The 13,363-nt window shown below is 34.4% G+C and carries 8 protein-coding genes; all 8 read left to right on the top strand.

Annotated elements, in window-relative coordinates:
• Positions 1–99: 99 nt before the first annotated feature.
• The 8 genes from rpoB to E0K96_RS06995 all read left to right on the top strand — a co-directional run bounded on the left by rpoB (position 100) and on the right by E0K96_RS06995 (position 13,210).
• The gene (gene rpoB / locus E0K96_RS07030) at positions 100–3,756 is read left to right on the top strand and encodes a DNA-directed RNA polymerase subunit beta (protein ID WP_168082185.1); all 3,657 of its coding nucleotides are present in this window, start codon (positions 100–102) and stop codon (positions 3,754–3,756) included.
• A 13-nt stretch (positions 3,757–3,769) separates the two neighbouring features.
• Positions 3,770–7,468 carry a DNA-directed RNA polymerase subunit beta' gene (gene rpoC / locus E0K96_RS07025; protein ID WP_087244289.1) on the top strand — a complete coding sequence of 1,233 codons (3,699 nt, stop codon included), beginning with the start codon at positions 3,770–3,772 and terminating at the stop codon, positions 7,466–7,468.
• 182 nt (positions 7,469–7,650) lie between these two features.
• Positions 7,651–8,064 carry a 30S ribosomal protein S12 gene (gene rpsL / locus E0K96_RS07020; protein WP_087244288.1) on the top strand — a complete coding sequence of 138 codons (414 nt, stop codon included), beginning with the start codon at positions 7,651–7,653 and terminating at the stop codon, positions 8,062–8,064.
• 19 nt (positions 8,065–8,083) lie between these two features.
• Positions 8,084–8,554: a 30S ribosomal protein S7 gene (rpsG, locus tag E0K96_RS07015; protein ID WP_087244287.1), complete on the top strand. Its 471-nt coding sequence runs from the start codon at positions 8,084–8,086 to the stop codon at positions 8,552–8,554.
• 37 nt (positions 8,555–8,591) lie between these two features.
• Positions 8,592–10,667, top strand: coding sequence for an elongation factor G (gene fusA, locus E0K96_RS07010; protein WP_087244286.1), 2,076 nt, complete (start codon positions 8,592–8,594; stop codon positions 10,665–10,667).
• Between the two features lie 86 nt (positions 10,668–10,753).
• Entirely contained in the window at positions 10,754–11,938 is a 1,185-nt protein-coding gene (gene tuf, locus E0K96_RS07005) for an elongation factor Tu (RefSeq protein WP_168082183.1), read from the top strand.
• An 85-nt stretch (positions 11,939–12,023) separates the two neighbouring features.
• Complete coding sequence (locus E0K96_RS07000) at positions 12,024–12,815, top strand: Cof-type HAD-IIB family hydrolase (protein WP_168082181.1); 792 nt, start codon at positions 12,024–12,026, stop codon at positions 12,813–12,815.
• Between the two features lie 86 nt (positions 12,816–12,901).
• On the top strand, positions 12,902–13,210 hold the full coding sequence (locus E0K96_RS06995) for a PTS lactose/cellobiose transporter subunit IIA (RefSeq protein ID WP_087244283.1): 309 nt from the start codon (positions 12,902–12,904) through the stop codon (positions 13,208–13,210).
• The last annotated feature ends 153 nt before the right edge of the window (positions 13,211–13,363 follow it).

Here is a 13,363-nt window from a genome sequence, read left to right as displayed (position 1 = left end):
ATGCTAGTATAATAAAATGCCTACTCATATATAAAAAGCAGTGTTTTTTGCGTGCTTTAAATAAGGAGATAGAGATAATTGATAAGGAGTGAAGCGGGCTTGGAAAAAAATGTAACTCAGGCAAAAAGTCGTATTAATCGTCGTAATTATTCAAGAATTAGTGGGTCTTTAGAATTACCAAATTTAGTAGAAATCCAAACAAATTCTTATGAATGGTTTAAGAACGAAGGTATCAAAGAAGTTTTTAACGATGTTTATCCTATTAGCAATTTTAATGAAACTTTAACTTTAGAGTTTGTTGATTGCCGTTTTGATGAGCCAAAATATTCAGTAGATGAAGCTAAAGATAGAGATGCAAATTATTCTGCTCCTATTCGTGCTACTTTACGTTTAGTGAATAATGGAACTGGCGAAATTAAAGAAAACGAAGTCTTTATGGGAGATTTTCCATTAATGACTGATGCTGGTACTTTTATCATTAATGGTGCTGAACGTGTTATTGTTTCACAATTAGTGCGTTCACCAGGTGCATATTTTGCTGATGCCATGGATAAAAGTGGTAAGACAGTTTTTACAGGAAGCATGATTCCTTCAAGAGGAACATGGCTTGAATTTGAAAATGACGCAAAAGATATTTTAAATGTACGTATTGACCGTACACGTAAAATTCCTGGTACAATTTTATTGCGTGCTTTAGGTTTAAGCAGTGATGAAGATATTATTGAAGTGTTAGGTGATCATGAGTTTATTAGAAATACTCTAGCCAAAGATACAACTCACAATACTGATGAAGCTTTAATTGAAATTTACAATAAATTAAGACCAGGAGAACCTGCAACGCTAGAAGGTGCTAATACTTTATTATATACAAGATTTTTTGATGCAAAAAGATATGATCTTGCGCGTGCAGGACGTTTTAAACTTGGCAAAAAATTGAGTTTATTAGATAGAATTACAAACCGTGTTTTAGCTCAGGATGTTATAGATATAGATGGAAATGTTGTCATGAAAGAAGGAACTTTATTAACAAAAGATAAAGTTGACCTTTTAGCTCCTGTTTTCCAGGCTGGAGCTCATACAATGGACATTAAAACAAATGATTTCTTAAAATCACATGGACGTATTCAAGTGCTTGAAGTCTATGTTGATGAAACAAAATCAAAGAAAATGAGAGTTGTTGGGACAGATTTATCATTAGATTGTAAATATATTACAATTTCTGATATGATTGCTGCCTATTCATATATGTTGAATCTTGTTGATATTTATGATTCATTAGATTTAGCAAGTGACGATAGAGTCAACTTAATGAGTCGTATTGGTTTATTAGATGATATTGATCATTTAGGAAATAGACGTGTACGTTCTGTTGGTGAATTAATTCAAAATCAATTTAGAATTGGTTTATCAAGAATGGAGAGAGTCGTTAAAGAAAGAATGTCATTATCTGAAATTGATAGTGTCACTCCTCAGTCATTAACTAACATTCGTCCATTAACTGCCGCTATGAAAGAATTTTTCTCATCATCTCAGTTATCTCAATTTATGGATCAGATTAATCCATTAGCCGAGTTAACAAATAAACGTCGTTTATCAGCATTAGGACCAGGTGGTTTATCAAGAGATCGTGCTGGTTATGAAGTCCGTGACGTTCATGCCTCTCACTATGGTCGTATTTGTCCAATTGAAACACCTGAAGGTCCAAATATCGGGTTAATTTCTACACTTGCTTCTTATGCAAAAATCAATAAATATGGATTTATTGAAACACCATATCGTAAAGTGAATCATAGTGTGATTGACGAAAATGATGTGCGTTATTTAACAGCCGATGAAGAAAAGAATTATGTCATTGCACAAGCAAAAGTTCAACATGATGAAAATGGAAAAATCTTGGATGAACAAGTTATTGCCCGTCATTTGGGAGAAAATATTATGGCTAAGCCTGAAGAAATTGATTTTATTGATATTTCTCCAAAACAGATCGTTTCTGTAGCCACTTCATGTATTCCTTTCCTAGAAAATGACGATGCGACTCGTGCTTTGATGGGTGCCAACATGCAACGTCAGGCCGTACCATTATTAAATCCACACACACCTCTTGTAGGAACTGGTATGGAATATCAGGCTGCCAGAGATTCTGGAGCTGCAGTTGTGGCTAAAAAAGATGGTATTGTCACATATGTTGATGCGAAAAAGATTATTGTTGAAGAAGATACAGGTCCACATAAGTATCGTTTAACAAAATTCGCGATTTCTAATGCGGGAACTTGTATTAATCATAGACCAATCGTAAAAGCTGGAGATAAAGTTGTCAAAGGGGAAATTTTAGCTGATGGTCCATCTATGGAACAAGGTGAATTAGCCCTTGGACAAAACGTATTGGTTGGTTTCATGACATGGAATGGTTATAACTACGAAGATGCTGTTATCATGTCTGAAAGATTAGTGAAAGAAGATGTTTATACATCTATTCATATTGAAGAATATAGTATTGAATGTCGTGATACAAAATTAGGTCCTGAAGAAATTACGCGTGATATTCCAAACGTTGGGGAAGATGCCCGTAAAAACTTGAATAGTGAAGGTATCATTATGATTGGTGCTGAAGTGAAAGAAGGGGATATCTTAGTTGGTAAAGTAACACCTAAAGGACAGGCAGAATTATCTGCTGAAGAAAAATTATTACTAGCAATCTTTGGTGAAAAATCAAGAGAAGTCAAAGATAATTCATTAAGAGTTCCTCATGGTGGTGCTGGTATTGTTCATGATATTAAAATCTTCTCTAGAAAAAATGGTGATGAATTACAACCAGGTGTTAATAAAGTTGTTAAAGTGTATATCGTTCAAAAACGTAAGATTTCTGAAGGAGATAAAATGGCCGGACGTCATGGTAACAAAGGGGTTATCTCTAAGATCTTACCTATCGAAGATATGCCACATTTGGAAGATGGTACAATTCTTGATATCATGTTAAATCCATTAGGGGTACCATCACGTATGAACATTGGTCAGGTATTGGAATTACATTTAGGATATGCCGCTAGAGAGTTAGGAATGTACTTTGCAACTCCTGCATTTGATGGTATTAACTCAAAAGATCTTGAGGATATCATGAAAGAAGCTGGAATGTCAGTTGATGGAAAACAACCAGTTATTTCTGGTATGACTGGAGAATATTTTGATTCTAATATTTCAGTTGGGGTTATGTATATGATTAAATTAGCTCACATGGTTGACGATAAATTACATGCCAGATCAGTAGGTCCATACTCATTAGTTACACAACAGCCTTTAGGTGGTAAGGCTCAAAACGGTGGACAGAGATTTGGGGAAATGGAAGTTTGGGCACTTGAAGCATATGGTGCAGCTTATACATTAAGAGAAATCTTAACGGTTAAATCTGACGATGTTGTTGGTCGTGTCAAAACTTATGAAGCCATTGTAAAAGGTCAAAAATTACCTGAACCTGGATTGCCAGAATCATTTAGAGTTTTAACAAAAGAATTACAGGCATTAGCTTTAGATATTCGTATGTTAGATAAAGATGGTCAAGAAATAGATGCAAGAAAGATTGAAGATGAAGAACGTCGTTTCCCAACTTCAATTGATACAACTCCTGAACAACCAGAAGTCACTGAAGAAGTGGCTGAGGTAGAAGGTGATTTCTCTGAAGATGAAGAATCATTTGATGATTTGGATTCTGTAATTGATGAACTCTTCACTGATGATGAAGAAGAAAGTAACGAAGAATAGGAGGAAATAATGAATGGCAGATGTCAATAACTTTTCAGCAATCCAGATTGGATTAGCTTCTCCAGAAAAAATTCGTGAATGGTCTTATGGTGAAGTTAAAAAACCTGAAACTATTAATTATCGTTCTCAAAAACCTGAAAAAGATGGTCTATTCTGTGAAAGAATCTTTGGACCATCTAAGGATTGGGAATGTAGCTGTGGAAAATATAAGAAAGTCAGATATAAAGGCGTAATCTGTGATCGCTGTGGTGTCGAAGTCACAAAATCTTCTGTACGTCGTGAACGTATGGGACATATTGAACTTGCGACTCCAGTCGCACATATCTGGTATTTAAAAGGTATTCCATCAAGAATGGGGCTTATTCTTGATATGTCACCAAAACAACTTGAAGAAATCATTTATTTCGTTTCTTATGTTGTCACTGATAAAGGAAGTACACCTTTAGAATATAAACAAGTTTTATCTGAAAGAGATTATCGTAACTGTTATGAAAAATTTGGTCATCAGTTTGAAGCCAAAACTGGGGCAGAAGCGATTAAAATCTTACTTCAAAAAGTTGATTTAGATGAAGAATTTGAATCAGTAACAAAAGATTTAAAAGAAGCACAGGGACAAAGACGTTCTAAATTATTGAAGAGACTAGAAGCTATTGAAGCTTTTAGAACTTCACATAATCAGCCTGAATGGATGATTCTTGATGTGCTTCCAGTTATTCCACCTGATTTAAGACCAATGTTACAGTTGGATGGTGGACGTTTTGCGACAAGTGATTTGAATGATTTATATCGTCGTGTGATTACACGTAATAATCGTTTAAAGAAATTATTAGAACTTGGAACACCATCAATCATTGTCCAAAATGAAAAACGTATGTTACAGGAAGCAGTTGATGCTTTGATTGATAATGGACGTCGTTCTAAACCAATTACAGGTGCTGGAGGAAGACCATTAAAATCATTAAGCCATACGTTAAAAGGAAAACAAGGACGTTTCCGTCAAAACTTACTTGGGAAACGTGTTGACTATTCAGGACGTTCAGTTATCGCTGTTGGTCCAGACTTAAAAATGTATCAATGTGGTATTCCACGTGAAATGGCATTGAATTTATTTAAACCATTTGTGATTAGTGGATTAGTGAGAGAGCAGATTGCAACAAATATCAAAGCTGCTGAAAGATTAATTGATAAGATGGATGATGTGATTTGGCCAATCGTTGAAGAAGTCATTAAAGAACATCCAGTCTTATTAAACCGTGCGCCTACATTGCATAGATTAGGTATTCAGGCATTCGAACCTAAATTGGTTGAAGGACGTGCTATTCGTTTGCATCCATTAGTATGTCCAGCGTTCAACGCTGACTTTGATGGTGACCAGATGGCAGTTCACGTTCCATTAGGGGAAGAAGCTATTCAAGAAGCTAGACAGTTAATGTTAGGTTCTCACAATATCCTTGGACCAAAAGATGGAAAACCTATCGTTACACCTTCTCAGGACATGGTGTTAGGTAACTATTACTTAACATTAGAAGATGAAGGGGCTGTTGGTGAAGGAACTGTTTTTGCAGATGTGAATGAAGTTTTAATGGCATATGATGCAAAAACTGTACATTTACACACAAGAATTGCGATTAGAGGAAAATCTTTAAAGAATAAGACATTTACTGAAAAACAAAATAATAGCTATTTAATTACAAGTGTTGGTAAAATTATCTTTAACCAGATTTTTGATGGGGCATTCCCATTTATCAATGATTCTAGTAAAGAAAATTTAGTTGCAACACCAGATAAATATTTCGTACCAATGGGTACTGATATTAAAGCACATATTAAAGCACAACCTTTAATTAAACCATTGGGTAAAAAAGCTTTAGGAAACATTATCAATGAAATGTTTGATCCTACAAAAATTAGTGATACAACAGCGATGTTGGATAAATTAAAGGATCAAGGATTCTATTATTCTACAATTGCGGGTATTACAGTTTCTGTTTATGATATTCAGGTTCCACAAAGTAAATACGTTTTATTTGATGAAGCTGATGAAAAACTTGAAGTAATCAAGAAATTATATCGTAAAGGGAAAATCACTGATGAAGAAAGACATAATATCGTTATTAAGTTATGGGAATCTGTTAAAGATCAGGTTCAGGCTGTCGTTAAAGATGAGTTTGAAGCTGATGACCGTAATCCAATCTTCATTATGTCTGATTCAGGTGCCCGTGGTAATATTTCTAACTTTACACAGTTAGTAGGTATGCGTGGATTGATGTCTAATCCAAAAGGTGAAACAATTGAGTTGCCTATCAAATCTTCATTTAGAGAAGGTTTAACTGCATCTGAATTCTTCATCTCTACACATGGTGCTCGTAAAGGATCTACCGATACAGCCTTAAAGACAGCCGATTCAGGATACTTGACAAGACGTTTGGTTGACGTTGCTCAAGAAGTCATTGTTACTGAAGATGATTGTGGTACAGATCAGGGATTTGTTGTTACAGAATTGTACAATACTTCAGATAATTCAGTTATTGTGCCATTATATGACCGTTTAGTGGGACGTTATTCTCAAAAGGATATTGTTCATCCTGAAACAGGTGAAACGCTTGTTAAAGCTGGCGAAATGATTGATGAAGCGATTGCTAAGAATATTACTGATGCAGGTATTAAAGAAGTTGAAATTCGTTCTATTTTTGGATGTAAAGCGAAAAATGGAATTTGTAGAAAATGTTATGGTCGTAATCTAGCAACTGGTGAACAAGTTGAATTAGGAGAAGCTATTGGTATTATGGCGGCTCAATCAATTGGTGAACCTGGTACACAGTTAACAATGCGTACATTCCACATGGGTGGAGTTGCTGGTGGTGCCGATATCACTCAAGGTTTACCTCGTATTCAAGAGTTATTTGAAGCAAGAAATCCAAAAGCAAAATCTATTATTTCTGAAATTGATGGTGAAGTTTCTAATATCATTGATAACAATGGTAGAGCTGAAGTTGTGGTTTCTAACTTACTTGAAACAAAGAGTTATTTAACACCTTATGGTGCAAAATTAAGAGTTTCTGTAGGTGATGAAGTTAGTATTGGTTCTAAAATTACTGAAGGATCAATTGATCCAAAAGAATTATTAGCTGTTGCTGATGTCAAAGCTGTAGAAAATTATATCTTAAAAGAAGTTCAAAAAGTTTATCGTTTACAAGGTATTGAAATTTCAGATAAACACATTGAAGTTATTATTCATCAAATGTTGAAGAAGATGAGAATTGTTGAAGGTGGAGATACTGGAGCATTACCTGGTACTCATATTAATGTTCAAAAATTTACTGAATTAAATAAAGAAGCCTTAAAAGCTGGAAAACATCCTGCTGTTGCAAGACCAATCTTGTTAGGTATTACAAAAGCTTCACTTGAAACTGAATCATTCTTATCTGCTGCTTCATTCCAGGAAACAACAAAAATCTTAACAGATGCAGCTATTAAAGGTAAGGTTGATGAATTAAGAGGTCTTAAAGAAAATGTTATTATTGGTAAATTATTACCTGCTGGTACAGGGTTAAGAGGACCTTTAAAATCACCTGAAACGATTGCTAGAGAGTTAGAAGAAGCACGTAAAGAAAAGGAATTAGAAGAAGCTGAACATTTACAAGCTGAAACTTTATCAGAAAGTTTGTTAAGCAGTACTGAAATTGATGAAGAATTTTCAACAACAGAATAAAATAAAGAAACAAGGTCTAAAAAAAGATCTTGTTTTTCTTTGATAAAAAGAGTAAAAAGTGTTGACTTTATAAATTTTGTCGTATATAATTGCTTTCGGTACTCGACTAAGAGTGCATTTTATCTCATCAAAAAATGAAACACCCGGAATTGTGTGTTAAGAAGAAAGGAAAGGAGAAAAACATGCCTACAATTAATCAATTAGTCAGAAAAGGACGTAGTGAAAAAACATCTAAATCAAAATCACCTGCGTTAAATAGAGGTTACAACTCATTATTAAAGAAACCAACTAATATTAGTTCACCTCAAAAACGTGGTGTTTGTACTCGTGTTGCCACTATGACACCAAAGAAACCTAACTCGGCTTTACGTAAATATGCCCGTGTTCGTTTATCAAACGGAATGGAAGTAACTGCATATATTCCAGGAATTGGGCACAACTTACAGGAACACAGCGTTGTGTTAATTCGTGGAGGACGTGTTAAGGACTTACCAGGGGTTCGTTATCATATTATTCGTGGTACTATGGACTGTGCTGGTGTAAAAGATCGTATGCAAGGACGCTCTCGTTATGGAGCTAAAAAACCTAAAAAATAAGAGATAGGAGGAAAAACTGATGTCAAGAAGAGGACGCGTAGCAAAAAGAGATGTACTACCTGATCCAATTTATAATTCTAAGGTAGTTACAAAATTAATTAACAATATCATGCTTGATGGTAAAAAAGGTGTTGCTCAAAACATCTTATATGAAGCATTTAAAAAAGTTGAAGAAAAAACTGGAAATCCTGCAATGGAAGTATTTGATCAAGCAATCAACAATATCATGCCTGTACTTGAATTAAAAGTAAGACGTATTGGAGGAGCTAACTATCAAGTACCTGTTGAAGTATCTCCAGAAAGAAGAATGACATTAGGATTAAGATGGTTAGTTAACTATTCTCGTTTAAGAAACGAAAAAAGCATGATTGATCGTCTTGCTAATGAAATTATTGATGCCTCTAATGGAACTGGTGCTTCTGTGAAAAAGAAAGAAGATACTCATAAGATGGCTGAAGCTAATAAAGCATTTGCACATTTCCGTTGGTAATATATGATTTAGAGGAAATATTTGAAAGGAGAAAAATATGGCTCGTGAATTTTCGTTAGAAAAAACTCGTAATATTGGAATCATGGCTCACATTGATGCTGGTAAAACAACAACAACTGAACGTGTTCTTTATTACACTGGAAAAATTCATAAAATTGGTGAAACACATGATGGTGCTTCACAAATGGACTGGATGGAACAAGAGCAAGAACGTGGTATTACAATCACTTCAGCAGCAACAACTGCACAATGGAATGGATACCGTGTTAACATCATTGATACTCCAGGCCATGTCGATTTCACTGTTGAAGTAGAACGTTCTTTACGTGTACTTGACGGTGCTGTTACTGTATTAGACTCAAAAGCTGGTGTTGAACCACAAACAGAAACTGTTTGGCGTCAAGCAACAACTTATGGAGTTCCTCGAATTGTCTTCTGTAACAAAATGGATGCAACTGGGGCAGATTTCTTAATGTCTGTTGAATCTATTGGAAAAAGATTAGATGCTAACGCTGTAGCTATTCAATTACCAATTGGTGCCGAAGATACATTTGAAGGTGTTATTGACTTAATTAAAATGAAAGCTGTTCATTTTGAAGGAGCTAAGGGTGAAAACGTTGTTTATTCTGAAATTCCTGAAAATATGAAAGCTCAAGCAGAAGAATATCGTCAAAAAATGATTGATTCAGCTGCATCTTTTGATGATGATTTAATGATGAAAGTCTTAGAAGAAGAACCAGTTACTGAAGAAGAAATTAAAGCAGCAATCCGTAAAGGAGTATTAGCTGTTGAATTATTCCCAGTATTATGTGGATCTGCTTATAAAGATAAAGGTGTACAGTTAATGTTAGATGCTGTTATCGACTTCTTACCTGCACCAACTGATGTTCCATCAATTAAAGGTGAAGATGAAGATGGTAACGAAATCGAAAGACATGCAAGTGATGATGAGCCATTCTCTGCATTAGCATTTAAGATTATGGCTGACCCATTTGTTGGTAAATTAACATTCTTCCGTGTATATTCAGGACATATTGAATCTGGATCATATGTTTTAAACTCTTCTAAAGATAAAAAAGAACGTTTAGGACGTATCTTACAGATGCATGCTAATACACGTAAAGAAATTAGCGAAGTTTACGCTGGAGATATTGCTGCAGCTGTTGGATTTAAAAATACAACAACTGGGGATACTATCTGTGATGAAAAGAATTTCATTATCTTAGAAAAAATGGAATTCCCTGAACCAGTTATCGAATTAGCAATTGAACCAAAAACAAAACAAGACCAAGATAAATTAAGTAACGGTTTAGCAAGATTAGCTGAAGAAGACCCTACATTTAGAGTCACTACAAATCCTGAAACTGGTGATACAATTATTGCCGGAGTTGGGGAATTACACTTAGACGTTATCGTTGATCGTTTAAAGAGAGAATACAAAGTTGAAGCTAATGTTGGGGCACCACAAGTTGCTTATCGTGAAACAATTAGAAAAACTGCTGATTGTGAAGGTAAATTCGTACGTCAGTCAGGTGGACGTGGACAATACGGACATGTATGGATTAAATTCGAACCAAATGAAGGTAAAGGATTTGAATTCGTTGATGCTGTAGTTGGTGGAACTGTCCCTAGAGAATACATTGGTTCTGTTAAAGCTGGTCTTGAAGAAGCATTAGATAATGGTATGATTGCTGGATATCCAGTATTAGATATTAAAGCAACATTATTTGATGGGTCTTACCATGATGTCGATTCATCAGAAATGGCATATAAGGTAGCTGCAAGTTTAGCATTAAAAGAAGCTGGTAAAAAATGTGATCCAGTTATCTTGGAACCAATTATGGCTGTAGAAGTCACTGCACCTTCTGAATACTTAGGAAGCGTTATGGGAGATATCTCTTCTAGACGTGGTATGATTGAAGGACAAGAAGAAAGAGGAAACGCTGTTTTAGTACAAGCAAGTGTACCTTTATCTGAAATGTTTGGATATGTTACTGATTTAAGATCATTTACACAAGGACGTGGAAATTACACTATGCAATTTGATCGTTATGAACCAGTTCCTAAGTCAATTGCAGAAAGTATTATTAAGAAAAATGGTGGAAATAATTAATCCACTAAAAGTATTGCATTTTTGAGATAAATCATTTAGAATGTATATGTAAAAATTTAATGAAATTTATATAGGAGGAAGCTTAAATGGCTAAAGAAAAATTTGACCGCTCTAAAGCGCATGTTAATATTGGAACAATTGGTCACGTTGACCATGGTAAAACAACTTTAACTGCAGCAATCACTACTGTTTTAGCACAAGAAGGAAATGCTCAAGCAATGGATTATGCTGCAATCGATGCTGCACCTGAAGAAAAAGAACGTGGAATCACAATCAACACTGCACACGTTGAATATCAAACAGCAACTCGTCACTATGCACACGTTGACTGTCCAGGTCATGCTGACTACATCAAAAACATGATCACTGGTGCTGCTCAAATGGATGGAGCTATCTTAGTAGTAGCTGCTACTGATGGACCTATGCCACAAACAAGAGAACACATCTTATTATCTCGTCAGGTAGGTGTACCTTACATCATCGTATTCTTAAATAAATGTGATATGGTTGATGATGACGAATTAATCGAATTAGTTGAAATGGAAGTTCGTGAATTATTAAATGAATACGGATTCCCAGGAGATGACACTCCAATTATTCGTGGATCAGCTTTAAAAGCATTAGAAGGAGATCCAAAATGGGTACCAGCTATTCATGAATTAATGGAAGCTGTAGATACTTATATTCCAACTCCAACTCGTGATACTGATAAACCATTCTTAATGCCAGTTGAAGATGTATTTACAATCACTGGACGTGGAACAGTTGCTACAGGACGTGTTGAAAGAGGACAATTAAAATTAAATGACCCAATCGAAATCGTTGGTATTCATGAAACTCAAAATACAGTTGCTACTGGTATCGAAATGTTCCGTAAATTATTAGATTACGCTGAAGCAGGAGATAACGTAGGGGTATTATTAAGAGGTATCAACAGAGATCAAATTCAACGTGGACAAGTATTAGCTAAACCAGGATCAGTACATCCACACAAAAAATTCGTATGCCAAGTTTACGTTTTATCAAAAGATGAAGGTGGACGTCATACACCATTCTTCTCTAACTATAGACCACAATTCTATTTCAGAACTACTGATATCACTGGTGTTATCGAATTACCAGATGGTGTAGAAATGGTTATGCCAGGAGATAACGTAGAATTAACAGTTGAATTAATCCACGCAATCGCAATTGAAAATGGTACTAAATTCTCAATTCGTGAAGGTGGTAGAACTGTTGCTTCTGGAACAGTTACTGAAGTTATCGAATAATTGAAATAAAAGGTATCGTCATGATACCTTTTTTGTTTACACTTTTTTATAAAAAGGTTATGATGTTAAGGTATGGAGGTGGAGTATGGAAAAATTATTTTTCTTTGATATAGATGGAACACTTATTGAATGTAATAAAGGTATATATCGTATCCCAAATGATGTCCGTTATGGGATGGATCAACTGAAGAAACAGGGACATGATGTTTTTTTAGCGACTGGAAGATGTAAATGCTTTATTGTGGATGGAGTTATGGATTATCCTTTTAGTGGTTATGTAACTTGTAATGGCGCTTATGTAGAATATAAAGGGAAAGAAATATATAAAAAGGTTGTTCCAAAAGAAGCTATTGAAAAAACACATCAGCTATGTGTTGAAAGAAACCTGGCATACTATTTTGAGGGCAATGATCATATTTATGTTTTAAATAAACAAAACCCTAAACATATTGAGTTTAAGAATAATTGGGGAATGAAAGATGAAATCATTATTGATTCATATCAAATTGATGAGATTGAAACATATATTGGGATGATTGTTTTAAATTCTCTTGATGATAGAGAAATAATGTATCAAACATTATCACCTTATTTTGATATTCAACAGCATCAAAGTGGATTATCTTTTGATTTAACTTTAAAAGGTGAATCTAAAGCAAAAGGAATTCAAAAGCTTGTTGAAGCTTTAGGCAAAAATATTAAAGATACGATTGCATTTGGAGATGGACGAAATGATATTGAAATGCTCTCTTTTGTTGGATTAGGAATTGCCATGGGTAATGCTGCTGATGAAACAAAAGCAGTTGCCGATTATATTACGGATAATGTTGATTGCGATGGTATATTGAAAGCACTTAAACATTTTTCTTTTCTTTAGTGTTTATAGTTGAAATTATAAAGTTGATTTGATAAAATAAATATACAGAGTAATTCTGAATTTGTTTGTTAAAGGAGAAATTGAAAATGGATGAACAAGAACAAGTAGTTATTAACCTTATCGTAAACAGTGGAAGTGCACGTAGCTCTGCTATCGAAGCTATTCAATATGCAAAAGCTGGTGATTTAGATAAGGCTGATGAATCATTACAAAATGCAAAAGAAACTGTAAATGAAGCACATCATGCACAAACTGAATTAATTCAGGCTGAAATTAGAGGAGAAAAAGCTCCATTAAACTTATTAATGGTACATGCTCAAGATCATTTAATGACTGCATTAGTTGTTATTGATTTAGCACAAGAATTTATTGATCTTTATAAAAAAATCAAATAATTAAAAGATTGGTGATTCAAGCAAAACCCCAATGACGGAGGATTAACTCAGTTAGTGGGGTTTTATTTTTTAAATTTATGATTGAATCTTTATAAAATTACAAATAAAAAAACATTGATAAATCCAATGAAAAATAGAATTTTGTAAAAAGAG

Origin of the sequence: Massilimicrobiota sp. SW1139, from assembly GCF_012027715.1 — a bacterium.
GTDB classification, from domain to species: Bacteria; Bacillota_I; Bacilli_A; order Erysipelotrichales; family Coprobacillaceae; genus Allocoprobacillus; species Allocoprobacillus merdigallinarum.
The sequence above is the reverse complement of the archived record's forward strand: the minus strand, read 5'-3'. Positions and strand labels throughout refer to the sequence as shown.

What these genes read in the sequence shown, in the direction of transcription:
- rpoC (WP_087244289.1), top strand. Translation starts at nt 3,770, where the DNA reads ATGGCAGATGTCAATAACTTTTCAGCAATCCAGATTGGATTAGCTTCT.
- rpsL (WP_087244288.1), top strand. Translation starts at nt 7,651, where the DNA reads ATGCCTACAATTAATCAATTAGTCAGAAAAGGACGTAGTGAAAAAACA.
- rpsG (WP_087244287.1), top strand. Translation starts at nt 8,084, where the DNA reads ATGTCAAGAAGAGGACGCGTAGCAAAAAGAGATGTACTACCTGATCCA.
- fusA (WP_087244286.1), top strand. Translation starts at nt 8,592, where the DNA reads ATGGCTCGTGAATTTTCGTTAGAAAAAACTCGTAATATTGGAATCATG.
- tuf (WP_168082183.1), top strand. Translation starts at nt 10,754, where the DNA reads ATGGCTAAAGAAAAATTTGACCGCTCTAAAGCGCATGTTAATATTGGA.
- E0K96_RS07000 (WP_168082181.1), top strand. Translation starts at nt 12,024, where the DNA reads ATGGAAAAATTATTTTTCTTTGATATAGATGGAACACTTATTGAATGT.
- E0K96_RS06995 (WP_087244283.1), top strand. Translation starts at nt 12,902, where the DNA reads ATGGATGAACAAGAACAAGTAGTTATTAACCTTATCGTAAACAGTGGA.